The following is a 24,205-nucleotide window of genomic DNA, read 5'->3' as shown; positions in this document are numbered from 1 at the left end:
GGGTGATCCCCGACGTGTCCGCCGCGCCCCCGTCCTCGGCGGACGGTTCACGCGGCTCCGGCCGCCCTCTCTTCCACGGCTTTCCGATCTTCGCCCCCACCCGCACGGCGATGTACCTCCCCCGTGTCCATGTCTCTCGAACAGGCCTACGGGATGCATGCCCCTCAGGGGAATCCGCACTCCTTCGGGCTTACGGGCGCGGTACGTTGCGGAGATTGGATCGAGCCATCTGGATCATGCGGCCCACTCCGCCGTCCAGCACGATCTTGCCGGCGGAAAGTGCGAAACCGGTCACCATGTCGGCGCTGATCTTCGGCGGAATCGACAGGGCGTTGGGGTCGGTCACCACGTCCACCAAAGCGGGTCCCTTGTGCCGGAACGCGTCCTTCAAAGCACTCGTGAGCTGCTTGGGCTTCTCCACCCGCACCCCGAAGGCGCCGGCCGCGCGGGCGATGGCCGCGAAGTCGGGATTGCGGTTCGTGGTTCCGTACGAGGGCAGGCCGGAAACCAACATCTCCAACTCCACCATTCCGAGGGCGGAGTTGTTGAAGAGGACCACTTTGACGGGTAGGTCGTACTGCACGAGGGTGAGGAAATCTCCCATCAGCATCGAGAAACCGCCATCACCCGACATGGAGACCACTTGACGGTTGCGATCGGTGAACTGTGCGCCGATGGCCTGGGGCAGTGCGTTGGCCATGGAGCCGTGGCTGAAGGAGCCGATGATGCGCCGCTTGCCGTTCGGGGAAAGATAGCGCGCGGCCCACACATTGCACATGCCCGTATCCACGGTGAACACCGCGTCCTCGTCGGCGAGTTCGTCGAGGACCGCAGCGACGTACTCGGGGTGGATGGGGGTGTGCTTCTCCACCTTCCGGGTGTACGCCTTGACGACGCCCTCCAGCGCGTCCGCGTGCTTCTTGAGCATCCGGTCGAGGAAACGGCGGTCGGTCTTGACCTTCACCCGGCTGTTCAGGGCCCGCAGGGTCTCGCGCGCGTCCCCCCAGACGGCGAGGTCCAGCTGGGAGCGCCGCCCGAGGTGTTCGGGGCGGATGTCCACCTGGACGATCTTCACGTCGTCGGGGAGAAAGGCGTTGTAGGGGAAGTCCGTGCCGAGCAGGATCAGCAGGTCGCACTCGTGGGTGGCCTCGTAGGCCGCTCCGTAGCCGAGCAGCCCGCTCATACCGACGTCGTACGGGCTGTCGTACTGGATCCATTCCTTGCCGCGCAGCGCGTGGCCGACGGGGGCCTTGACCCGGCCGGCGAACTCCATGACCTCGGCGTGCGCGCCGGCCGTGCCGCTGCCGCAGAAGAGCGTCACCTTGTCGGCCTCGTCGATCAGCCGGACCAGCTTCTCAATCTCCCCGTCGCCGGGCCGCACGGTCGGCCGCGCGGTCATCAGGGCGTGCTCGACGCTCTTCTCCGGGGCGGGGAGGGAGGCGATGTCCCCGGGGAGCGCGATCACCCCGACGCCGCTGCGGCCGATGGCGTGCTGGATGGCGGTCTGGAGCACCCGGGGCATCTGCTGCGGGTTGGAGATCAGTTCGCTGTAGTGGCTGCACTCGGTGAACAGCCGGTCGGGGTGGGTCTCCTGGAAGAAGCCGAGGCCGATCTCGCCGGAGGGGATGTGCGAGGCGAGGGCGAGCACCGGGGCCATCGAACGGTGGGCGTCGTAGAGCCCGTTGATCAGGTGGAGGTTGCCGGGGCCGCAGGACCCGGCGCAGGCGGCCAGCCTGCCGGTGATCTGGGCTTCGGCTCCGGCCGCGAAGGCGGCCGTCTCCTCGTGTCGTACCTGGATCCACTCGATGCCGTCCGTCCGGCGGATGGCGTCGACGACCGGGTTCAGACTGTCACCGACGACTCCGTACATCCGTTGCACGCCCGCGCGCACGAGGATGTCGACGAACTGCTCCGCCACGTTCTGCTTGGCCATGGAAGGGGCGCCCTTTCCGGATCGGCACTGCCGTGTGCGCCTTCCATCCACGCACGTTCCGCGCCGTTACGCCTCCCAGACCGCGGCGGCCGTCCGGTCGTCGGCGTATCCCTTGAGGCGGACCTGGGCGTCCGCGAGGAAGGCGGCCAGGCCGGGCGGCTCCCCCTCGGACCAGCGGGCGGCGAGTTCGGCCGAGAGGAGACCCTCCTCCCGCATCGGGTCCGCGAGTCCGCCGGAGCAGAGCAGCAGGGTGTCCCCCGGCCGGGCCACGGACGCGCGGAACAGGAACCCGTTGCCCACGCCCCCTTCGGGGTGCGCCTCGGACGGTGCGGTCCGTCCCGGGGCCGGGGCCCGGCCCGGCTCCAGGTCCTGCCACCGGCCGTCGCGGAGCCGGAAGACGCCGCCCGCGCCCGCGCCGAAGCACACCCGGTTGCGGCACTCCGGGTCCACCGGCAGCAGGACCCCGCGCAGCCCCGCCGTGTAGGACTCCTCGGCGTGACCCAGTTCCGCGGCCCGGACCCGCAGACGCCCGTACCCCCGGTCGGTCAGCCTCTGGAGGCCGGAGCGCAGGGCTTCGCGGCGCCCGGCCCGGATGTCGTCGGACAGCCGCTCGTGGCTGCGCCCGACGGCCGCCGCGACCGCGTGGCACAGTTCGGCGGCGGCCTCCTTGGCCCCGGGGGCGGCCCGGTCGCCGCCGGCCAGCACCACCAGCACCAGGCCGGCGTCGCCGGCTCCGAAGCGGGCGGTGAGCAGGGAGTCCCGCCGGGCCTCGCCCCGGAACCGGGCGGAGTCCCCGCGCACGGACGCGGCGCGCAGGGTGTACGTGCCGTGGCGGGCGCCCTCCAGCACGGTGTCGGGCGTCAGCGTGTCGAGCGCGGCGGGATCGGCCGGGGGCAGTGCTCCCGGTTCGGCGTTGTAGGTGGGGGCCCGGTCCCCGAGGTGGCGCACCTCGGGCCGTTCGGCGGGGGCGCCCCGGGGCGGCCGCGCCTCCCGGGGCGGCTCCGGCGCGGGTGCGGTCCCGGGTGCGGTCCCGGGTGCGGTCCCGGGTGCGGTCCCGGCCTGCGGCGAAGCCTCCCGGAAGGGTGCGGGCACCGAGGTGGGCGCGGCGGGGAGTGCCTCCTCGCGGGGCGCCCCCCGGCCGCGGACGGGCGGCTCGGGCGGCTCCGGCGACCGCACCGGGTGGCCCGGTTCCGGGGCCCACGCCGGTTCGGGCTCGGCGGGCGGGACGACCACGTCGCCCAGGGCGTAGCCGGTGGCGCCGGCCGTCCGCGGGTCCCGCGTCGCGGGCGGCGGCGGGTACGCCGGGGGCGGTGGAGGCGGGGGCGGGGGCACGTACGCGGGGGGCCGGGGTGGCGGGGGCGGCGGTGGCGGCGGGGTGTCCCCGCCCCGGGACCCGGCCCCTTCCGGCTCCCGCTCCGGCTCGGCCTCCCGCCGCTGGGCGGGCAGTACCGCGCCGGCCGGCCCGGTCGGTGCGCCCGCGTCCACCGGTCCCGGACCGGATTCCTTGCCCGCTCCCGCGCCCACCCCCGTGCCCGCCTCCGGCTCCTTGACCAGGACCACCGCGGAGCGGTAACGCTGGTCCAGCGTGTCGCCCGGATCGGGTTCGGGTACCGCGTCCGGGTCCTCGTAGAGCTTCTGCCACCAGTCGTCCGCACCCCGCTGACTCATGCCTCCATTGTCGGCCGTCGGGGGCGGCGAAAAACGCGGAACACACGAAAAGGGCCCACCGGGCCGCCGCCCGGTGAACCCTCTCCGCTTCAGTCGTACGGGCTAACGAATGTCGTAGGCCCGCACGACCGTCTGGGTGACGGACGCGCCGTTCGCGTCCGTCAGTTCGACCTTCAGCGACACCGGCTTGCCGGCGGCGCCCGCGTGGTCCACGCGCGCGGTCCAGGTGCCGCGGTGCTCGTCGACCTCGGCCCGCGTCCAGTTCTCACCGTCGTAGGAGTACGACAGCTTCGCCGACTTCAGCGCGCCCGGCGTGTAGCCCGCGTGCCCGGTGACGCCCAGGCCGATCGTCCGGCCGTTCGTCGCGGGGAGGGTCTTCACCCCGTCCTCCGGGATCGAGAGGGCCGGAAAGAGGATCGGCAGGGCCTGCGAGTACTGCGCGGGGTCCTCCTTCGATCGGAAGGTCCAGGAGGTCCGGATCTCCTGCGAGCGCTGCCAGGTACGGGCCGGTTGGCCGAACTTCTGTACCTGCTGGGTGAGTTCGTACGTGGCCTCGCCGGCCGGGACCTCGAAGACCCCGGACGGGTACCCGCTGTCCCCGATCTGCTCGCCGTCGCGCTTGAGCACCAGTCCCCCGGCGTCGCCGAAGGAGCCCGGCTGCGCGTAGTGCCCGCTGTCGCCCCACATGGCGGAGGCGAAGCCGATCAGGTTGCCCTGACGCTCGGCGGCGAGCAGCGGCCGGCCCGCGGTGTCGCGCGGGGCGACCGGGCCGATCACTCCGTCGTACCAACTCTCCGTGCGCTTCGAGCCCTTGGTGTAGGTGCGCTGTCGGTCGGTCATGAACTCGCCCCAGGGGAAGCTGCTGGAGAGCAGGTGGTCCCAGGCGGTGTCGCCGGCGGTGTGGTACTCGGTGCGCTTGCCGGGCACGGCCACGGTCTCCAGGCTGCCGAAGAACACGGCGTTGCCCGACGGCCGGTAGGCGCCGACCAGATCGACGAAGTCCGCGCCGACGCCCATGGCGTGGTAGGTGGACTCCACGGCGCCGAGGTCGCGGTCACGCACCCGGTAGGTGCGCTCGCCGCGCACCTCGCCCTTCTCGATCTGGGCGAGGTTGTAGAGGTACGGGCTCTTCGCGGTGGCCTTCCAGTTCAGCGTGACCCTGCCCGCGTCGAGCCGGGCCAGCAGGGCCTTGGCCTCGCCCGTCTCGATGGACAGGGCCGGCAGGGAGCCGCCCGCGTAGCCGGTGAAGCCGATCCAGCGGCCGGGGGCGTCACGGTGGGCGAGCACGGCCTTGGCGCCGGCGGCCCTGGCGCGTTCCGCGACCTCGTAGAGCGCTCCGTCCACGGTCTTGACCAGCACGATCGCGCCCTTGGCGGAGACCGCGGCCAGTTCCTCGGGGGTGCCGTCGCCGGCGTTCACCAGGGGCGCGGAGCCGGTTCCGTCGAGGTTGTCGCTGCCGAGGGAGGCGGTGGTCGGGTGCAGCGTGGGGCCGCCGGCCACCTTCAGCTCGGAGACCAGGGGCGCGGCGGCCCGCCAGTAGCTGCCGAACTCGAACTGCCCCTCCTTGGCCTTCCCTTCGACCGAGGCGTAGTAGCCGCGGATCGATCGGCCGCCCTGCGCGGTGCCCGCGTGCAGCCAGGCATCGTCCCAGGAGCGGGAGAAGGCGAGGGTGGTGGAACGGGCCTCGGTGGGCTTGTCGGTGGCGATGGACAGCCGGGCCGCCTCGCGGGCGTCCAGCACGATCACCGTGTCCTTCACGACCTCGACCTGCGGGCGGCCGAGGTAGGTGAGGGAGTCGACGAGCGGGTTCTCCGCGACGCCGGCGTCGGGGGTGCCGACGAACGCGGAGAGGAAGTACGAGCCCGGTCGGACCCGGTAGACCTGGTCGGCGGCGCCCTCGTTGAAGCGGCGCTCGCCACTGGCGTCGTCGGTGCCGATGACGTCCAGGGAGGACGGCCCGCCGGCCGGCTTGCCGGCGCGGTCGATCAGCTTGACGCGCAGGGTGACCGTCCGCGGCTGCACGTACAGGGAGAAGGGGGTGGAGACGCGTACGCCGTTCGCCGTGGCGACGACCCGGCCGGTGACGTCCCCGTACTGGGAGCGCTCCAGCCTCGCGTCGGGCTCCAGGGCGAGCGGCACCTTGACGGTGGCCCCGGCCGGGACGGTCACGGTGCGCCGGTCGAGGTGGGCGACCCGGGAGCGGACGGTCGAGCCGTCGTTGCCGGTGACCTTCTCGACGGCCAGGGACAGCGTGACCGCCTTCGTGCCCGTGTTGGTGTACGGGACGTCCACGCTCGTGCGGTCGCCCCGGTCCTGCGGCCAGTTGTACCTGCCGCCCTGCACGGCCGGCGCCGAGGTGACGGTGGTGTCGATCGCCGCCTTCACGTCGAGCCGGCCGCCGCCGGTCTGGCGGACGTCACCGGGCACCTTCGTGTTCGCGGACCCGACGAGGGCCGCCTTGACCTGCCGCGGAGTCCAGTCCGGGTGGCGCTGCCTGACGATGGCCGCGGCGCCCGCGACGTGCGGGGTGGCCATCGAGGTCCCGGACATGGACTGGTACGCGTACACCCCGCGGCCGCCCATCGCGGCGGCGGAGATCCCGACGCCGGGGGCGGCGATCTCCGGCTTGAGGGTGTGTGGGAGACCGGCGGGACCGCGGCTGGAGAAGGAGGCGGTGGTGTCGTCGCGGTCGACGGCGCCGACGGTCAGCACACTGGGGGCGCAACCGGGAGAGGACACCGTGTTGTTGCCGGGGCCCGCGTTTCCGGCGGCGATCACGAAGAGGGTGCCGGAGGTGCGGGCGAGTTGCTCGGCGGCGGCGCTCATGGGGTCGTCGCATGCGGTCTGCGAGGGGTCGCCGAGGCTCATGGAGACCACGTCGGCCTTGCTGTCGACGGCCCACTGCATGCCGGCGATGATCCAGGAGTCGAGGCCGTACCCCTGGTCGTTGAGGACCTTGCCGCTGAGGAGTTCGGCGCCGGGGGCGACGCCCTTCTTCGCTCCGCCGCTCGCCGCGCCGGAGCCGCCGACGGTGGAGATGGTGTGGGTGCCGTGGCCCTGCCGGTCGGCGTCGGTGTCGGAGTCGGTGAAGTTCCTCGACTCCGCGACGCGGCCCTTGAGGTCGGGGTGGTCCAGGTCGGTGCCGGTGTCGAGGACGGCCACCTTGGTGCCCTTGCCGTCGTAACCGGCGGCCCAGGCGGCGGGCGCGTTCACCTGTCTGGTGGACCGCTCCAGGTTCGCCCGGACCTTGCCGTCCAGCCACAGCTTCTTCAGGCCGCCGGCCGTGCGGGATCGGTCGCCGGCCGCGGGGCGGATGACGTCCGTCCAGAAGGCGGCGGCCTGCTGCTTGTCGGCGGTGAGGGCGACCGCGCCGATGGAGGGCAGGACCAGGGAGCGGTCGGCGCCGCGCGGTGCGGGGGGCGCGGAGCGCGCCACGTTCACGGAGCCGTCGTAGACCGCGATGAGCGGCAGCTTCTTGGCGTGCGCGTCGTCGTAGCCCTGCCGGATCAGGCCGGTGACGTTGAAGAGTTCCTCGTCGACCGTGCCCGCCGCGAGCGCCTTGATCGCGCCCTCGGGGTAGACGTACAGGTCCTTGCCGCTCCGGCGGGTCTGGACCACGGGCTGCGAGCCGTCCTCGCGGGGCATCGCGGTGGCGGCGCCGCGGCCGGCGGCGTCGGTGGACACCAGGATCCGGTCGCCCGTGACGAGGGTGACGGTGACGGGCGTCGAGGGGTGTGCGCCGGCCGCCTCGCTTCCCACGAGCGGTCTGTTGTCCTTCGTTCCGTCGCTCGGCTGTGCCGTGGACGGGCCGACGGCGGTGGCGGCCAGGACGGCCGCGACGGCCGCTCCCAGCGCCGTGCGCGATATCGGGCGCATCGCTCTCCCCAGGTGAATTCCGACCAACTGCCTCATCGCACGGCAAAGTTGCCGTGCGCGTGGCTGTCGACCGGCGAATGGTGGTGGTGCGGTGGCGTCACCTTTACAGAGAGCCGGGTGGTACGGCGATGATGTCGGCGGCGGGTTTGCGCCGTGGCCGCTTCCCGCCAGGAACGGTGCCGAGAGAAGGGGTGGACGTGTTGCTGGGTGCGATAGGCCTGGACGAGGGACAGGAGTCGGCGTACCGCGCGCTGGTGGCGTTGGGGGCCGCGGAGGTGCCCGACCTGGCCCACCGGCTGACGCTGCCCGTGCCGCAGACCGAGCGGGCCTTGCGGCACCTGGAGCGGCACGGCCTGGCGGCCCAGTCCTCGGCCCGGCCCGGCCGCTGGGTGGCGGCCCCTCCGGGGGTGGCGCTGGGGGCGCTGCTCACGCAGCAGCGGCACGAGCTGGAGCAGGCGGAGTTGGCGGCGGCGCTGCTGGCGCAGGAGTACCGGGTGGAGGCCGCCGAGCCGGCGGTCCACGACCTGGTGGAGGTGGTGACGGGGGCGAGCGCGGTCGCGCACCGCTTCGTACAGCTCCAGCTGGGCGCGGCGGAGGAGGTGTGCGCGCTGGTGAGCGGGCGGCCCCAGGTGATGACGGGGATGGACAACGAGGCGGAGGAGCGGGCCTCCGTGCGCGGCGTGGAGTACCGGGTGGTCATCGAGCGGGAGGTGCTGACCCTGCCGAGCGGCATCCGGGAGGCGTCGACGGCCCTGGCGCGCGGCGAACGGATCCGGGTGACGGGGCAGGTCCCGACGAAGCTCGTGATCGCGGACCGTACTCTGGCGATGGTGCCGTTGACGGCGCGGGGCGCGGAACCGGCGGCGCTGGTGGTGCACGCGTCGGGCCTGCTGGAGTCCCTGATGGGCCTCTTCGAGGCGGTGTGGCGGGAGGCGCTGCCGCTGCGGCTGGGTTCCACCGGTTCCCCGGAGGAGTCGGGGGGCGGCCCCGACACCATCGACCTGGAGATCCTTTCCCTGCTGCTGGCCGGCATGACGGACGCGAGCGTGGCCAAGCATCTGGAGCTGGGGCTGCGGACGGTACAGCGGCGGGTCAAGGGTCTGATGGAGATGTCCGGGGTCACCACGCGGCTCCAGCTGGGTTGGCACGCGTACGAGCGGGGCTGGGTGGCTCGATAGCCCCTGGTCGGTCAGGCTGGGCAGATGGATCTGCCTCAGCTGCTCCTGGTGGGGCTGGTGCTGCTGCTCGGGGTGCTCGGGGTGTTGGTCCCCGGCGTCCCGGGAACCTGGCTGGTCTGGGCGGGGGTGCTGTGGTGGGCGCTGCACATGAGGTCCTCGCTCGCCTGGGCCCTGCTCGTCGCCACGACCGGCCTGCTGTTGGTGGTGCAGGTGGTGAAGTGGCAGTTGCCGCCCCGGCGGCTGCGGGGCGTGGGGGTCACCCCCCGGATGGCGGTGTTCGCGGGCTCGGGCGCGCTGCTGGGTTTCGTGCTGCTGCCCGTGGTGGGCGCGGTCCCCGGGTTCGTGGGCGGGATCTACCTGTGCGAGCGCCTGCGGCTGGGCACCCGCGGGGAGGCCTGGACCTCGGTCCGGGCGGTGATGCGGGCGGTGGGTACGAGCGTGCTGGTGGAGCTGTTCGCGTGCCTGCTGGTGGTGGCGGCCTGGCTGGGCGCGGTCCTCGCGTCGTAGGCACGGTCCGGGGTCCGACGGGATCGGGAGCCGCGGGACGGTCCCCGAAGTGGGCCCCCGCTCGGCGGGGGCCCACTTCGGGCCGGAGGTCGTCCGCCGGACGGGTCAGACCCGTCCGCCCCGCTTGGCCGCGTGGTTGGCCCGGCCCTCCGCCGACTTCATTCGCCAGTCCCGGCGGATCTCGGACCGCAGGCGCGCGTCCGTCTTGGCGACGATCCGCTGGTTCTCCCGCAGCAGCTTGCGGTAGCTGTCGAGCCGTCGTTCGGGCAGCTCTCCCGACTCCAGCGCCGCCAGCACCGCGCACCCGGGCTCGGCCTCGTGCCCGCAGTCGTGGAAGCGGCACTCGCGCGCGTACTCCTCGATCTCGGAGAAGACCTGCCCGACGCCCACCTCGGCGTCCCACAGTCCCACGCCGCGCAGACCGGGGGTGTCGATCAGGACGCCGCCGCCCGGGAGGGCGAGGAGGTTGCGGGTGGTCGTCGTGTGGCGGCCCTTGCCGTCGACCTCGCGGGCTGCCTGCACCTCCATGACGTCGACGCCGAGCAGGGTGTTGGCGAGCGTGGACTTGCCGGCTCCGGAGGTGCCGAGGAGCACGCTCGTACCGTCCGCGACGACCGCGGCGAGGACGTCCGTGCCCTCGCCCGTCACGGAGGAGACGGTCAGCACCTGTACGCCCGGCGCGGCGGTCTCGACGTCCTCCACCAGGTAGGACAGCGCGGTCGGGTCCGGGACCAGGTCCGCCTTGGTCAGGACGACCAGCGGCTGCGCCCCCGACTCCCAGGCCAGGGCCAGGAAGCGTTCGATGCGCCCGAGGTCGAGTTCGGCGGCGAGCGAGACCGCGATGACGGCGTGGTCCACGTTGGCGGCGAGGATCTGTCCTTCGGAGCGCTGCGAGGAGGTGGACCGCACGAAGGCGGTCCGGCGCGGCAGGTAGGCCTTGACGTACCGCGGGTTGCCGGCCGCCTCGACGGCGGCCCAGTCGCCGGTGCAGATGACCCGCAGCGGGTCGTGCGGGGTGACGAAGGCGGTGTCGGCGCGGACGATCCCGTCCGCGGTCATGACGTCGCACTGGCCCCGGTCGACCCGTACGACCCGGCCGGGCACGAGGCCCTGCGCGAGGTACGGGGCGAACTCGGACGCCCACGCCTCGTCCCAACCGAAGGGGGTGAGGGCGTGCGCGAGCGGAGCCTGCGAGAAAGAGGAGAAAGACAAGGGGAACCCTTCACAGGGTGGCCCCGGCGGCGCGCGCTCGGCGGCGCGCGAAGAAGGTGTGAGGTCAGCCGGAGACCACGGGGGTGACATTGATGATCTTCTGAGTGCGGGCAGCGCCCTGCGCGACGACAGTCATCAACGAGCTCACCTCCGGGTCCTTCACGAGCCGATGCTCCGCGCCGATCGGCGGAACGGCCTCACCGTAACAAGCCCCCTCGGGGCCGCGCCAACTCTTTTTCCGGCCGGTTCAGTTCCCGGCCGTCCCGGCCCTCCCCCGGATCGCCGTCTCCACCGCGGTGAGGCGGTCGGCCAGCAGGCCGAGGGCGGCGACCGCCCGGGTGACCGGGTCGCTCTCGGGGCCGCCGAGCGCCTGCTCGCGCACGTACGAGGCCTTGAGCGCGACCCAGCGTTCTGCCTGATCGCCCGTCAGCAGGCCCCGCAGCTCGGCGAGTTTGAGCAGGTTGGCCTCGGCTCCCGTGGTCAGGGTCTGCGCCTGCGCACGGTAGTGGTCGTCGATCAGCGCGGACAGTTCGGCCGCGTTCATCACCGGATCGATCCTCGTCGCGATCTTGTTCATGTCGCGGTACGAGCCCTGGAGCCGGAAGGGGGGTTCCGTGCGGGTGGCGTCCGTGCGGGCGGCCGAGGCGATGTAGGCCGCGTTGACGGTGACGACCACGTCCCGCGCGGCCAGCAGGTGCCGCAGTACCGCCACGATCCGCTCGCGTTCCGCCGGGGCGTACGGGTGGACCAGGCGGTCGGCGTGCGCCGCCGCGTCCCCCGAGGCGAGCCGGACGAACAGGTCGAGGTCGGCCCGGCCCCGCGCGGCCAGGGGTGCGAGGACGGGGTGCGAGGTGAGGGCGTTCTCGACGAAGCTGAGGGCGAAGGCGTCCTCCTTGCCGGTCAGTACGTCGCCCAGGTTCCGGACGTCGGCGCGGTTGGCGAGCATGTCGGGGATCTTGAACCGCTCCCCGCTCTCCGTGTACGGGTTGCCGGCCATGCACACCGCGAACCGCTTGCCCCGCAGGTCGTAGGTGCGCGCCACCCCGTCGTGGACCCCCTCGACGCGGCGGGTGTCGTCACAGAGCGAGATGAACTTCTGGAGCAGTTCGGGCGAGGTGTGCTGGATGTCGTCGAGGTGGAGCAGGGTGTTGTTGCCCGAGGCCAGCGCGAAATTGATCTTCTCCACCTCTCGGCGGGCACTCGCGTCGGGCGCCTGCGCGGGGTCGAGCGAGGTCACCGCGTGCCCCAGCGCCGGCCCGCTGACCTTCACCAGCACCATGCCGAGCCGGTCCGCGACGTACTCCACCAGCGTGGTCTTGCCGTAGCCGGGGGGCGACACGAGCAGCAGCAGGCCGCTGTGGTCGGTGCGCTTGGCGGCGCCGACGGTGCCGATCTGTCGGGCGAGGTTGTCCCCGATCAGCGGCAGGTACACCTCGTCGACCAGACGCCCGCGGACGAAGCCGGACAGCACCCGGGGGCGGTGCTCGTCCAGCCGCAGCCGCTGCCGTTCGGCGGCGACGAGTTCGGTGCGCCGCTGCTGGTAGGCACGGAAGGACGGCACCACCGATTTCTCGAACTCGCCGACCCTGGAAAGGAGTTCCGGAAGGTCGAGCAGGATGCGTCCGCCCTCGCCCACCCGCGGGTGGGAGCCGAGCAGCCCGGTGACCGTCTCGGTGGTGGCGCACCCCTCACCGGGGTCGCGGTGCGGCAGTGCGCCGCACAGTTCCACGGCGACGGCCTCCGCCAACTCCCCGCGTGTGGGCGTCTCCCCGCGCGAGGCGGCGAACCCGGACAGCCAGCTCTCGGCCAGTTGGCGGCGGGCGGGCAGGTCGTCGCCGAGCGCGGCCAGATCGGCCCGGTAGGCGGCGATCCCGTCCAGCGCGGCGAACTTGGCCAGCAGGGCCCGTACGGGCGGGGCGACCACGAAGCCCGCCCCGCCCGCCAGCTCCTCGAAGAGGTATTCGGCGACACCCCCGTGTCCGCCGAACTCCCCCATCGAGGCGGTCAGTTCCGCCCGGAAGTCGTCGATGGCCGGGGTCGGGCCGAAGGTCTCCCGGGCCCGCGCCATCGACCGGGCCCGCCGGGTCCAGGTCGCCCGGGCCTCCTCGGTGGCTCCGTACGCCCAGAACAGTTGCGCCGCGGCCCGGTCCGCGGCCGGGTGGCGCAGCAGCCCCGCCGAGGTGTGCAGCCGCAGCAGGGCCGCCAGGATCAGCGTGGCGTCGTGGTCGTGGACCCCGCGCTGGTGCCCCTCGTCGTACGCGGTGTCGGCGGCCTCCCGTACGAGGGCGGGCAGGTCCGCGTCCGCGAGGGCGGCCGGTCCGTGCGCGCGCAACAGCCGGACGGCCAGGTACTCGGCGCGGTAGACGGCCGGGTTCTCCGAGGGCAGCGTCTGCTCCCAGAAGGGCCGGGTCGCGGCGAAGTCCGGGTCGGTGACCGGGGAACGGTAGTCGGTGCCGGCGATGGCGAAGCCGATCCCGTCCCCGTGCGGCACCAGGGCGAGTTCGGGCGGCTGGGCGTTGACGGCGAAGGCGTGTTGCCCGAGCCGGATGACGGAGCCGCCCTCGGTGTAGAGGTCGGTGCGGTCACGCAGGGACCGGCCGGCCGCCTCGCGGGCGGCCCCCAGCCGTCCGTCGAGTTCCTCGGCCCGGACCCGGTCGTCAAGGGCGCGCAGTTCCTCGGCGGTGCGCCGGACCTTGGCCACCATCGGGTCCGAGGCGAAGTAGGTGTGGACGGCGTCGATGTCCTCCAGCGCGGCGATCCGCCGGGTGATGGTGTCGAGAACGCGGCCCGCGGAGGCGGCGAGACGTTCGGCGTGCCGGGCTCGGGTGTCCTGGAGGGTCTGCTTGCGGGCCGAGAAAGCGTCGTGGACCTCGGTGCGGCGGGCTTCGAGGCGGCCGAGGAACTCCTCGGACTCGCTGAACCGGGCTTCGAGGTCCTCGACGCGCAGCAACAGCCGCGCCAGTTGTTCGTCGCACGCCGGCGGGGTGTCGGCGGCGGCGAGGGCGCCGGTGACGGCCTGGCCGAGCAGGGCGAACTCGGCGGCGAACTCGGCCCGCCCCTCCGCGCCGACCAACTCCCGGCGGCGCGCGTCGAGGACGGCGCGGGCCCGGTTGGCGCCGCCCAGCACGTCCGCGATCCGTTCCAGGATGGAGGTGCGCACGGTGGCGTCGCCGATGTCGAGGGCGGCGACGACGTCGGTGACCGTCCCGAGCCCCTCGGAGTGTTCGGCGAGCCGGCGTGCGAGGGGTTCGGCCTCGGCTGCGACGGTGATCGTCGCCGCTTCCGCCGCCAGGGCGTCGATCGCGGCCCGGTAGTCGGTGAACGCGTCCTCGCCGCGCAGGAACTCCACCGCCCGGCGACCGGCCGCGTCGATGTCGGCGGACACCTCGGCGGCCAGCGACTCGATCCGTCCGGTGTCGACGTACCGCATCCCGGTCAGCGAGACCAGCCGGCCCTGGGCGCGGCGCAGCGCGGTGAGTTGTTCCACCCAGGCGCCCGCGGTGCGCGGGGCGGAGCCGCGGACCCGGCGGACCAGGCCCGCCAGGGAGGCGGCGGCCTCCTCCAGGGCCTCGGTGCCCTGTCGGGTCAGGTTCCGTACGGTCTCGAACTCGACGAGGACCTGTTCGGCGGTGTCCCGCAGCTCGCCCAACGGGGCCGCCAGGTCGCCGACTTCGGAGTCGCCGAGCCAGTGGTACTGGTCGGCGGCGCGGACGGAGGCCGCGGTGAGGGACTCGTACAGTTCGGCGGTCGGCTCGCCGACGTCGCGTACGGCGCCGGCGAGTTCGAGGCAGTCCGCGATGGCGCGCACCAGGTCGGCGTTGCCGATCCGGGCGAGCGGTCCGGTGCCGGCGGGGCGGGCGGCGGCGTGGGTGTCGGAGACGTACGGGGACTGCCACACCTGGACGGGGTGGACGCGTGTGGCGCCGCCCGCGTCCCGGTCGGCGGGACCGCGCAGCACCGTGAGGGTGCCGTCCTCGAAGAGGGCGTGGCCGTGGCAGGGGATGGGGGTCGCGGCGGCCTTGCGGATGACGTTGTACGGCATCAGCAGGGTCCGGCCCTCGTCCCCGGCGAAGACGTGGAGCACGTCCTCGCCGTTGGGCGAGCGCACGGTCCGCTCGTACGTCAGACCGTCGGTGTCCACGTCGAAGGTCTTGTGGGCCCCGCCGGCCAGGCAGTATCCGCCGGGGAAGACGATGCCCTGGTCCTCGGGCAGTCGTCGGCAGCCCCGGCCGATGCCGTCGAGGCGTACGACTTCCCGTGTGACGGTGTTGAAGACGAGGTGGCGGCGGGTGTCCTCCTTGTAGGGGCGCACGCGCAGCAGGATCAGCGGCCCCACCCGGGCGTGCGCGACCTCGGCGTCGGCGAGGGCCTGGAGCGGCTCGGCGACCGGTTCGGTGAAGACGCCCTCGCCGGTCTCGGTGTCGTTCTCGGTCTTGACGGTGAGCCGGCCGCCGACCGTGGAGACGTACAGGTCCCCGCCGACGGACAGGTGCGGGTGGCGGCCGAGGATCTGGTCCTCGCGGGTGGCGGCCGTCCACTCGACGTCGTGCGGGGCGGGCCGTACGTGGTCCCGTTCGCCGCGCGCGTCGAGGAAGCGGACGCCGCCGCCGGCGAGCCGCCAGCGCAGCACCCGGATGTCGGCGGCCGTCTCGCCGGTCCGGAAGACGGCCAGCAACCCGCCCTCGACGTGGCGCAGCCGCAGCAGCCGGGCCTGCCGGTAGTAGCGGAAGAGGGCGGCGAACTCGCGCAGGAAACCGGGGTCGTCGAGCAGGCCGGGGACGGCGTCCTCGGGCGCCGGGTTCAGGTCCCGGTCGTACAGCCCGAACACCTCGCCGGGGCGGACGTCCCCGGTGTGCCCGACGGGCACGCCGTGGCCGAGCAGCAGCCACTCGCCGACGGCGACGAGGTCGCGGGCCACGCAGGGTTCGGGGGTGTGCACGGGGGCGGTGCCGGTGAGGGTCAGCCCGGTGGAGCCGAACACCTCGACGCGCCGCGCGTTGAGTGCCTCGGCCCGTCGGGCCAGCTCGGCGGCCCGCGCGCCGAGGCGGTCGCGCAGGACCTCGTACGTTCCGGCGTCGATGTCCGTACCCATGGGTCGTCTTCACTCCTGACGCGAGGGGAGAGGGGCCGGGGCCGCCGGCCACGACCGGCCGGCGGCCCCGTGTGTGTCACCGGCGGCCGGGGCCGCCGGGGTTGTGCCTACGCCTGCCGGCCGGCGGCGGCCGAGCCGTTCGCCCGGGCGGCGGGGACGCCGGCGGCGGCGCCCGCGAGGGCCGTGAGCGGCAGGTCCGAGAGGCCCAACCGCTCCGCCTGGGACAGCAGTTCGGCCAGTGGTCCGGCGCTCGCGCCGCCGCCCCGCATCAGTTTCATCAGCAGCGCGGACACCGTCAGGTCCCGCACGTCGGCCGTACCGACGCTGCCGAGCATCCGGGTCAGGTCGGCGGTGAAGTCGGACGAGCCGTCCAGCCACGGCTTCGCGAGGGTCCGCGCGGTGGCCGAGTTCTCGACGAAGGCGTCCACGCCCTTTCCCATCGAGATCGAGGAGACGAGCCGGTCGAAGAAGACCGAGTCCCCGCCGACGATGTTGATGTCGGCGTTCTCCAACCCGGCCGCGACCACCGTGGCCTGGGCCTCGGCGACCTGCCGCTGCACGTCCAGGCCGGCGAGCCGGACCTCCTTCTCCGCCTGCAGGCGGAGCCGGTACTCCTCGTGGCCCCGCGAGGCGTCGTCCAAAGCGGCCATCGCCGCGGCCTTCTCGGTGAGGCCGGCGGCCTCCGCCTTCAGCTTCCCGCCGATGGCCTCGGCGTCCGCCAGGGCCTGCGCCCTGGTGCCCTCGGCCTGCGCCCGCAGCCGCGCCTCGGTGGCGTGCGCCTCCGCGAGACCCGACTTCTCGATCGCGTCAGCCTCCTTCTCGCGGACCTGTACGGCGGCCAGCCCGGGCGCGGCGGCCTCGGCCTGCACGCCCTCCGCGAGCCGCAGTTTGGCCCGCGCGTCGAGGTCGGCCGTCTTGACCCGGGCCTCGGCCAACGTCACCTGTTCGGCGGCGTGGTGGACGGCCGCGGCTTCGGCCGCCTCGGCCGCCTTGATGTCCTTGACCAGGCGCTCCTGGGCCTCCGCCTCGGCGGCGATGACCACGGCCTGCCGGGTCCGCTCGGCCTCCTCGACCATGCGGAGCCGCTTGATCGACTCCTCCTGCTCGGCGACCGTGCGGTCGACCGCGACGCGCTCGCGCACGACTTCGGCGATGTCGCGCTTCTCGGTCTCCACCTCCTTGTCGGCGGCGATCCGGCTCAGCTGGGTCTCGCGCTCGCGGGCGATGACCTCCAACTGGCGGTCCTTCTCGATGCGCTCGCTCTCCACGGCGATGACGCGCTCGCGGTTCTTCGCCGCGACGGCCACCTCGCGGGCCTGGTTCTCGCGTTGGACGCCGAGCTGTTCCTCGGTGCGCAGGAAGGCGCCCTGTGCGCGCAGCCGCTCCTCCTCGACGACCTTGGCGGTCTCCGCCTCCTCCTTGGCTCGCACGGTCTCGATCTCGCGGCGCTGCTTGATCTCGGCGTCGGCCTGGCGGCGTTCGAGTTCGAGGATGGCCTCGCGGGCGTCGACGTTCTGCCGGGTGATCTCCTTCTCCTCCGTGCGCTGGAACTCGTTGGTGCGCACGTGCTCGATGGCGGTCAGCTCGGTGATCTTCCGGATGCCCTGCGCGTCGAGGATGTTGGACGCGTCGAGCTGGCTGAGCGGGGTCTGCTCCAGGTAGTCGATCGCCGCGTCCTCCAGGCTGTAGCCGTTGAGGTCGGTGCCGATGACGGCGATGATCCGGTCCCGGAACTCGTCGCGCTTGGTGTAGAGGTCGGTGAAGTCGAGTTGCTTTCCGACGGTCTTGAGCGCCTCGGAGAACTTCGCGTTGAACAGTTCCTGGAGGGTGGCCTTGTCGCTGGCCCGCGCGGTGCCGATCGCCTGGGCGACCTTGATGACGTCCTCGGTGGTCTTGTTGACGCGTACGAAGAACGAGATGCGGATGTCCGCGCGGATGTTGTCCTGGCAGATCAGGCCGTCGCGCCCGGTTCGGGAGATCTCGATGGTCTTCACCGAGATGTCCATGATCTCGGCCTTGTGCAGGACGGGCAGGACGACCTGCCCGGTGAAGGTCACGTCGACCTTGCGCATCCGCGACACGATCAGCGCCTTGCCCTGTTCGACCTTCCGGAACAGCCGGCTGAGGACGAACAACAGGACGAAGACGACGAGGAGGATGACGCCGACGAGCACGCCGACGCCCAAGGAGATGGCATCCATGCAGGGGCCCCTTCGGATGGAGCGGTAAGGGAGGTTCCGTGAGGTTCAGGCGCGGGGGTCGAGCGCGCTGTCGTACGGGGCGACCCAGAAGAACTCGCCGGGTTCGTCGTACGCGTAGAGCAGGCCGGTACTCCCGTGGGAGAGCGGATCGTCCCCGGTCTGGCGGACCTGCACGATCGCGGTCGAGCCGTCGGCGGCGGCCACCTCGGCCTGGCCGAACCGGTCGTCGACCCGACCCGTGCGGATGACGCAGACGAGGCCGATGAAGTCCTGCCGCGAGGGCGGCGGTTCGTCGGGTTGGAAGAACCCGCGCAGCGGTGCCACGCAGATCCTGGTGGCCACCCTGGCCACGATCAACGCGGCGAGCAGGACGGGGACGGCGGTTCCACCGCCGAGGCCGGCCCGGTCGAGGTACACGGTCCCGGCGAGGGCGGTGAACCAGGCGAACGCGGTGAACATCGAGACGGAGACGGAGAACGGGACCCCGGCGGTCCCCAGGGCGGCGGATCCGGAGTCGGTGTCGAGGGTGTCGTGTTCGGCGGCGCCGAGCAGGACGAGCAGCCAGTAGGCGACGACCACGCCGAGGGCGAAGGTGAACACCACGGCGGGGAACCCGAACGCGGCGGCGATGAACTCTTCCACCGGTAGCCCCCTTCCGCTTCCGTGCCCCGGCACCGGGCCGGTACGAGCACCCCGGCAAGCCCCAGCCTGCCGCAGCAACGCCCTCGGGTTCATTGCCGGTTCCCGGCAGTCTTTACGCGTTCTTGATGCCGGGCGATGGTGGAACCATTCGGTGCGTGTCCGATTCGTTCAAGACCCGCGATCGGCGCGCGCCCGACACTGGGCACATGACTCCCCGACTCGACATGATCGGCCTCGTCGTCACCGACATGGCCGCCTCGCTCGCCTTCTACCGCCGCCTGGGCCTGGACCTCCCGCCCGAGGCGGACGGCCAACCGCACGTGGAGACCGTGCTGCCGGGCGGCACGCGGATCGGCTGGGACACCGAGGAGGTCATCCGCTCCTTCGACCCGTCCTGGACCCGGCCCTCCGGCGAGGGCCGGGTCGGCCTGGCCTTCCTGTGCGACTCCCCCGACGAGGTGGACGCCCTCTACGCCGAACTGACCGCGGCGGGACACCCCGGGCACCTGAAGCCCTGGGACGCCTTCTGGGGGCAGCGCTACGCCGTCGTACTGGACCCGGACGGCTCCGGCGTCTCCCTGTTCGCGCCCGCCGCGCAGCCGCGACCCGGCGCCTGATCCGGCGCCTGACCCGCGCCCGTTCCCCCGGCCCGACCCGCCCGCCCGCGCCGATCCCCCGATCAGCCCCCCGGCGCCCGGTCCGGGGGCGGTGCGTGGGCCCCGGGCGTGCGCCCGGTCAGGGCGCGGACCTCCCGGCCCAGGTGGGCCTGGTCGGCGTACCCCGCCGCGTACGCCACCTCCGCCTGCGGGGTCCCGGCGCGGAGCAGGGCCAGCGCCCGTTGGAGCCGCAGGACCCGCCCCAGGGTGCGGGGGCCGTACCCGAACGCGTCGAGGGAGCGACGGTGCAGCTGTCGTTCCCCGAGCCCGACGTCCCGGGCGATGGCGGCCACCGACCGGCCGCTGCGCACTCCGGCCCGTACCGCGACGGCGACCGGGTCGGGCGGCCCGCCGGCGGCGGCGCGGGCCCGGGCCAGCTCGTCCAGGCCGTCGCGCGGGTCCGGGTACGCGCCCGTCCGCTCGGCGAGGCGGCGCACCTCGGCGCCGGGCCACAGTCCGGCCAGGTCCACCCGCCGGTCGCGCAGCTCGTGCGCCGGTACGCCGAGGAGCGCGGGCGCCGTGCCGGGGGCGAGCCGCAGCCCCCAGAGGGTTCCGCCGAGGTCCTCGCCCGGAACCTCGCCGGCGGGGTGCGGGCCGGTGTCCGGGCCGGCCACCAGCAACCGCCCGCCGGTCCACAGCAGGTCCATGCAACCGTCGGGCAACACCACGGCGCCGGGCCCGTCGGAGCGCCACAGCACGGCGCCCGGCACCAGCGGGGAAGGTCGCTCCTCGTACACGGGGCCAGGCTACGTCCGCGCCCGGCGCCGGTCGCGGCCGGGAACCCGGGGTCCGCGCCGCCGGGACGGCTCCTCAGTGCTTGCGCAGCCGGGAGTGGTAGTCCTCGGGCGGCAGGAACCTCGACCAGCGCTCGGGGAACTCCGAGGGCATCCCCGCGTCCTCGTCGTCCTCGGACTCCCCCTCGGCCAGCGCCCGCCAGGCGGCGGCGCGGGCGATGAGCCGGGCCGCCTCCGCCTCCCGTACCCGCTCGTTGGCCTCGCGGGCCGCGGCGGTGGCCACCGACGGCCAGACCCGGTCGATGGCGGCGTTGACGGCGGCCCCGACGAGCACGGCGAAGGCCGAGATGCCGATCCACAGCAGGATCGCGACCGGCGCGGCCAGCGAACCGTAGATCGTCGGCCCCTCCACGGTGTTGGTGAGGTAGATCCGCAGCAGGAACGAGCCGAGCACCCACATCGCCAGGGCCACCAGGGCGCCCGGCACGTCCTCGATCCATGGCGAGCGCACGGGCACGGACACGTGGTAGAGCGTGGTCAGGAAGGCGATGGAGAGAAGGGTGACCGTGGGCCAGTAGAGCACCGCGATCACCTCCGTGCTCCAGGGCAGCAGGCTCACCACCGCGTCCGGGCCGGCGACCATCAGCGGCAGCACGACCGCACCGATCAGCAGCGCGATGACGTACAGCAGGAAGGCCAGCAGTCGGGTCTTGACGATGCCGCGCTGACCGTCGAGGCCGTACATGACGGTGATGGTGTCGATGAAGACGTTGACCGCCCGGGAACCGGACCACAGGGCGAAGGCGAAACCGAGGGAGATCAGGTCCGGTCGGCCGCGGCTGGTCACGTCGTCCAGCATGGGTTTGGCGATGTCGTTGACGCCCCGGTCGGAGAGCACCGTGCCGACCGCGCGCAGGATGTTCTCCTCGATGCTGGCGACGAACGTGCCGCCCGTCCAGCCGTCCACGTAGCCGAGCAGGCCCAGCAGGCCCAGGAAGAGCGGCGGGAGCGAGAGGAGGGTGAAGAACGCCGCCTCGGCCGCGAGACCCAGGATCCGGTACTCGATGCACGAGTTGACGGTGTCCTTGAGCAGCAGCCAGCCCATTTTGCGCTTGGAGACGTTGCGGTAGAGGGCGCGGGCCCGGTGGAGCCGCCCTGGGATCCGCTGGGGTGTTTCTTTTGCTGGCTGCACGTCCTTACGGTATCCGCATGGCAGCCACCACCCACACAGTCAACAACCAGGCCCCGCCCCTTGTGGGCTACGAGGCGTTCACCGGCGACCGGGCCCTCACCGAGGGGGTGGAGCGGCACCTCGCCGACGCCTCCCCCGAACTGCGCGACGAGGTACGGGAGGAGCTCACCACGCTCGGACGGGCCGCGGGCTCGGGACAGGCCCAGGACTGGGGTGCGCAGGCGAACGAGAACCCGCCGAAGTTGCGCACGCACGACCGGCACGGGCACCGCATCGACGAGGTGGAGTTCCACCCGGCCTGGCACCGGCTGCTGGGGCACGCGGTGACCTCCGGGCTGACCGACGCGTGGGGACGCCCGGCCGGGCACCTGCGCCGGGCGGCCGGGTTCTTCCTGTGGTCGCAGGCCGAGGCCGGGCACGGCTGCCCGGTGTCGATGACGCACGCCGCGGTGCCGGCGCTGCGCACCGATCCGGAGCTGGCCGCCGAGTGGGAGCCGCGGCTGACCTCGCACGTGTACGAGCAGGGCCTGCGGCCGGCCGCGGAGAAGGGCGGCGTGCTCTTCGGGATGGGGATGACGGAGAAGCAGGGGGGCAGCGACGTACGGGCGAACACGACGGCGGCGGTGCCGCTGGACGCCTCCGGCGAGTACCTGCTGACCGGGCACAAATGGTTCTGTTCCGCTCCCATGTGCGACGGGTTCCTGGTGCTGGCGCAGGCGCCGGGCGGGCTCACCTGCTTCCTGGTGCCGCGGGTGCTGCCGGACGGGACCCGCAACGTCTTCGCGATCCAGCGGCTGAAGGACAAGCTGGGGAACAGGTCGAACGCGTCGAGCGAGGTCGAGTTCGACGGCACCTGGGCCCGCCGGGTGGGCGAGGAGGGCCGGGGGGTGCGGACCATCATCGAGATGGTCGCGGCGACCCGGCTGGACTGCGTGATCGGCTCGGCCTCGCTGATGCGTCAGGCGTTGACCCAGGCCCTCCACCACACGGAGCACCGCTCTGCTTTCGGAGCACCGCTCATCAAGCAGCCGTTGATGCGCAACGTGCTGGCCGACCTGGCCCTGGAGTCGGAGGCCGCCACCGTCCTCACCCTGCGCCTCGCCGCCGCGTACGACGCCGGCACCGACGAGGAGAAGGCCTTCCTGCGGCTCGCGGTGCCCGCGGCGAAGTACTGGGTGACCAAGCGGTGTACGCCGATGGTCGCCGAGGCCCTCGAATGTCTGGGGGGCAACGGCTACGTCGAGGAGTCCGGACTGCCGCGACTGTTGCGCGAATCCCCGCTGAACTCCATCTGGGAGGGCTCGGGCAACGTCCAGGCCCTGGACGTACTGCGGGCACTGCAACGCGAACCGCAGGCGCTGAACGCCTTCCTGCGGGAGGTCGGGCTGGCCCGGGGCGCCGACCACCGGCTGGACGCCGCCGTCAAGGACCTGCTGACCGACCTCGCGGACCTGGAGGGCATCGAGGCCCGGGCCCGCCGGGTCGTGGAGCGCATGGCACTGGTGTTGCAGGGGTCACTGCTGGTGCGGTGGGCCCCGCCGGAGGTCGCGGACGCGTTCTGCGCCTCGCGGCTCGGCGGCGACTGGGGCACGGCGTTCGGCACGCTGCCGCACAGTCTGGATCTGGGTTCGATCGTGGCACGGGCACGGATCGCGACCTAGGAGTGGTCCCCAAACCGCTCGCTGCCGTGATCCGGGCCCGTCGGCCGGAAGACCGGGAATGGCGCCGCGCCGACTCGGCACCACCCCGGATCCGAGAAGCCCCGAGGAAGGAGCTGTCACGCCGCTCGGCGACGTCCCGATAGTTTCGGTCGGGCGACCGGGGCTTGGCGAGAGTTGCATACCGTTGCAACGCTGCACCCCAGTCGTCCCATCGAGTCGGGGATCGCCCGCCGCGCGCGCCACGGGGAGTTCGGCGGCGCGGACCGCCGGGCGGCTTCCCTCGCACGTCCGTTCCGCACGGGGAGGTTCCGGTGACCCACACCGCAGGCAGCGCGGTCGACGCGGCACGCGTCTCGGCCATGGACGCGCGGCAGGCCGCGCGTCTGCTCAAGGGGGTGCGGGCGGCCGCGCTGGCCGGCGACCGGCCCCCGGCCGCTCCCCGGCCGGAGATCGCCGAGTCCTGGCGCCGGATGCTGGCCTGCGGGGTGCACCCGGACCGGGACGCGCGCTCGCGGCTGCTGTCGGCCGCCGAGACCGAGGAGCGACGCCAGGTCTCGCCCCTGCGGGAGGTCCTGCCGGTGCTCCGCGAGGGCCTGCTGCCCGCCCTGGACGAGTCCCTGCACATCATGGTCGTCGCCGACGCGGACGGGCGGCTGCTGTGGCGGGAGGGGCACGCCTCGATCCTGCGGAAGGCGGACCGGCTGGGCTTCGCGGTGGGCGCCGACTGGACGGAGGCCGTGGTCGGCACGAACGGGGTCGGCACGACCCTGGTGGCCCGCAGGCCGATCCAGGTGTTCTCTGCGGAACACTTCGTCTCCACCCACCACGACTGGACCTGCGCCGGGGCTCCCGTGTGCGACCCCCGCGACGGGCGGCTGCTGGGCGTGGTCGACGTCAGCGGGCCGTTGGCCACGATGCACCCGGCCACGCTGACGTGGGTCGGCGCGGTGGCCCGGCTCGCCGAGCGGGAGCTGCGGGTCCGCCACCTGGAGTCCCTGGAGCGGCTGCGGTCCGTGGCGGCCCCGCTGCTGGCCCGCCTGACCGGCAGGGCGGTGGCCGTCGACCCGCACGGCTGGACGGCGGCCGTGACGGGACTGGCGCCCGCCGACCGGATCCCGCTGCCCAAGGGGCTCGGCCCGGGGCACGTGTGGCTGCCGCAGCTCGGCGAATGCGTGGCGGAGCCGCTGCCCGGCGGCTGGCTGCTGCGGATCACCGCGTCCGGTCCCGCGTCGACGGCCGCGAGCCGGGTGGTCCTCGACCTGAGCCGGGCCGGGTCCTGGACGGCGACCGTGTACGGGGCCGCGGGCAGCTGGTCGCAGGAGCTGAGCCCGCGCCACGCGGAGCTGCTGTTCCTGCTGGCCGAGTCCCCCGGCGGCCGCTCGGCGGCGCAACTGTCCGCCGAACTGTTCGGGGACCCGACCCGTACGGTCACCGTCCGCGCGGAGCTGTCCCGGGTGCGGCGCCGGCTCGCGGGGGTCCTGACCCACCGCCCGTACCGTTTCGCGCGGGACGTGGAGGTGGAGCTGATCCGCCCGGAGCGCCCCGGGGACCTGCTGCCGCACTCCACGGCGCCTGCGGTGATCAGGGCCCGGCTCGACGCCGCGGGGCCCTGGGGGCCACCCCGGAGCCGGTCGGGCGATGTGATTCCCTGAC

Annotated in this window: 14 protein-coding genes; 5 read left to right on the top strand and 9 right to left on the bottom strand. The window is 73.3% G+C overall.

Going from position 1 to position 24,205, the window contains the following annotated elements; translation table 11 throughout:
• Window positions 1–190: 190 nt before the first annotated feature.
• The 3 genes from OHA84_RS27615 to OHA84_RS27605 form a co-directional block, all read right to left on the bottom strand.
• Window positions 191–1,933: a pyruvate dehydrogenase gene (locus OHA84_RS27615; protein ID WP_266969313.1), complete on the bottom strand. Its 1,743-nt coding sequence runs from the start codon at window positions 1,931–1,933 to the stop codon at window positions 191–193.
• 66 nt (window positions 1,934–1,999) lie between these two features.
• Complete coding sequence (locus OHA84_RS27610; protein ID WP_266969315.1) at window positions 2,000–3,601, bottom strand: protein phosphatase 2C domain-containing protein; 1,602 nt, start codon at window positions 3,599–3,601, stop codon at window positions 2,000–2,002.
• Between the two features lie 102 nt (window positions 3,602–3,703).
• Window positions 3,704–7,477 carry a S8 family serine peptidase gene (locus tag OHA84_RS27605; RefSeq protein ID WP_266969317.1) on the bottom strand — a complete coding sequence of 1,258 codons (3,774 nt, stop codon included), beginning with the start codon at window positions 7,475–7,477 and terminating at the stop codon, window positions 3,704–3,706.
• A 200-nt stretch (window positions 7,478–7,677) separates the two neighbouring features.
• On the opposite strand from OHA84_RS27605, the gene OHA84_RS27600 reads away from it, so the two are divergent.
• Window positions 7,678–8,655 (top strand): helix-turn-helix domain-containing protein, encoded by a 978-nt coding sequence (locus tag OHA84_RS27600; RefSeq protein ID WP_053684877.1) that lies wholly within the window; start codon window positions 7,678–7,680, stop codon window positions 8,653–8,655.
• Window positions 8,656–8,679: 24 nt separating this feature from the next.
• Window positions 8,680–9,162: a DUF456 domain-containing protein gene (locus OHA84_RS27595; protein WP_266969319.1), complete on the top strand. Its 483-nt coding sequence runs from the start codon at window positions 8,680–8,682 to the stop codon at window positions 9,160–9,162.
• Between the two features lie 105 nt (window positions 9,163–9,267).
• Here the strand turns inward: OHA84_RS27595 and rsgA are convergent, their stop codons facing one another.
• The 4 genes from rsgA to OHA84_RS27575 form a co-directional block, all read right to left on the bottom strand.
• Complete coding sequence (gene rsgA / locus OHA84_RS27590; protein ID WP_266969321.1) at window positions 9,268–10,374, bottom strand: ribosome small subunit-dependent GTPase A; 1,107 nt, start codon at window positions 10,372–10,374, stop codon at window positions 9,268–9,270.
• A gap of 247 nt (window positions 10,375–10,621) precedes the next feature.
• Entirely contained in the window at window positions 10,622–15,466 is a 4,845-nt protein-coding gene (locus OHA84_RS27585; protein ID WP_266969323.1) for a DNA repair ATPase, read from the bottom strand.
• Window positions 15,467–15,573: 107 nt separating this feature from the next.
• Entirely contained in the window at window positions 15,574–17,667 is a 2,094-nt protein-coding gene (locus OHA84_RS27580; RefSeq protein WP_053684833.1) for a hypothetical protein, read from the bottom strand.
• Window positions 17,668–17,712: 45 nt separating this feature from the next.
• A complete protein-coding gene (locus OHA84_RS27575; protein WP_266969326.1) occupies window positions 17,713–18,309 on the bottom strand; it encodes a hypothetical protein in 597 nt (198 codons plus the stop codon).
• A gap of 206 nt (window positions 18,310–18,515) precedes the next feature.
• Here OHA84_RS27575 and OHA84_RS27570 point away from each other — a divergent pair, with 206 nt between their 5' ends.
• Window positions 18,516–18,926, top strand: coding sequence for a VOC family protein (locus OHA84_RS27570; RefSeq protein WP_053684875.1), 411 nt, complete (start codon window positions 18,516–18,518; stop codon window positions 18,924–18,926).
• 62 nt (window positions 18,927–18,988) lie between these two features.
• On the opposite strand, the gene OHA84_RS27565 is transcribed toward OHA84_RS27570, so the two are convergent.
• Both OHA84_RS27565 and OHA84_RS27560 read right to left on the bottom strand, forming a co-directional pair.
• Window positions 18,989–19,702, bottom strand: a complete 714-nt coding sequence (locus OHA84_RS27565) for a helix-turn-helix domain-containing protein (RefSeq protein WP_266950421.1) — start codon at window positions 19,700–19,702, stop codon at window positions 18,989–18,991.
• 73 nt (window positions 19,703–19,775) lie between these two features.
• A complete protein-coding gene (locus OHA84_RS27560; protein WP_078999771.1) occupies window positions 19,776–20,891 on the bottom strand; it encodes a YihY/virulence factor BrkB family protein in 1,116 nt (371 codons plus the stop codon).
• A 17-nt stretch (window positions 20,892–20,908) separates the two neighbouring features.
• Here OHA84_RS27560 and OHA84_RS27555 point away from each other — a divergent pair, with 17 nt between their 5' ends.
• On the top strand, window positions 20,909–22,552 hold the full coding sequence (locus OHA84_RS27555) for an acyl-CoA dehydrogenase family protein (protein ID WP_266969328.1): 1,644 nt from the start codon (window positions 20,909–20,911) through the stop codon (window positions 22,550–22,552).
• 359 nt (window positions 22,553–22,911) lie between these two features.
• Window positions 22,912–24,204, top strand: coding sequence for a GAF domain-containing protein (locus OHA84_RS27550; RefSeq protein WP_053684872.1), 1,293 nt, complete (start codon window positions 22,912–22,914; stop codon window positions 24,202–24,204).
• Window position 24,205 lies beyond the last annotated feature (1 nt).

This window comes from Streptomyces sp. NBC_00513 (assembly GCF_041431415.1).
Taxonomy (GTDB): domain Bacteria; phylum Actinomycetota; class Actinomycetes; order Streptomycetales; family Streptomycetaceae; genus Streptomyces.
The sequence above is the reverse complement of the archived record's forward strand: the minus strand, read 5'-3'. Positions and strand labels throughout refer to the sequence as shown.

What these genes read in the sequence shown, in the direction of transcription:
- OHA84_RS27615 (WP_266969313.1), bottom strand. Translation starts at nt 1,933, where the DNA reads ATGGCCAAGCAGAACGTGGCGGAGCAGTTCGTCGACATCCTCGTGCGC.
- OHA84_RS27610 (WP_266969315.1), bottom strand. Translation starts at nt 3,601, where the DNA reads ATGAGTCAGCGGGGTGCGGACGACTGGTGGCAGAAGCTCTACGAGGAC.
- OHA84_RS27605 (WP_266969317.1), bottom strand. Translation starts at nt 7,477, where the DNA reads ATGCGCCCGATATCGCGCACGGCGCTGGGAGCGGCCGTCGCGGCCGTC.
- OHA84_RS27595 (WP_266969319.1), top strand. Translation starts at nt 8,680, where the DNA reads ATGGATCTGCCTCAGCTGCTCCTGGTGGGGCTGGTGCTGCTGCTCGGG.
- OHA84_RS27585 (WP_266969323.1), bottom strand. Translation starts at nt 15,466, where the DNA reads ATGGGTACGGACATCGACGCCGGAACGTACGAGGTCCTGCGCGACCGC.
- OHA84_RS27580 (WP_053684833.1), bottom strand. Translation starts at nt 17,667, where the DNA reads ATGGATGCCATCTCCTTGGGCGTCGGCGTGCTCGTCGGCGTCATCCTC.
- OHA84_RS27570 (WP_053684875.1), top strand. Translation starts at nt 18,516, where the DNA reads ATGACTCCCCGACTCGACATGATCGGCCTCGTCGTCACCGACATGGCC.
- OHA84_RS27555 (WP_266969328.1), top strand. Translation starts at nt 20,909, where the DNA reads ATGGCAGCCACCACCCACACAGTCAACAACCAGGCCCCGCCCCTTGTG.
- OHA84_RS27550 (WP_053684872.1), top strand. Translation starts at nt 22,912, where the DNA reads ATGGACGCGCGGCAGGCCGCGCGTCTGCTCAAGGGGGTGCGGGCGGCC.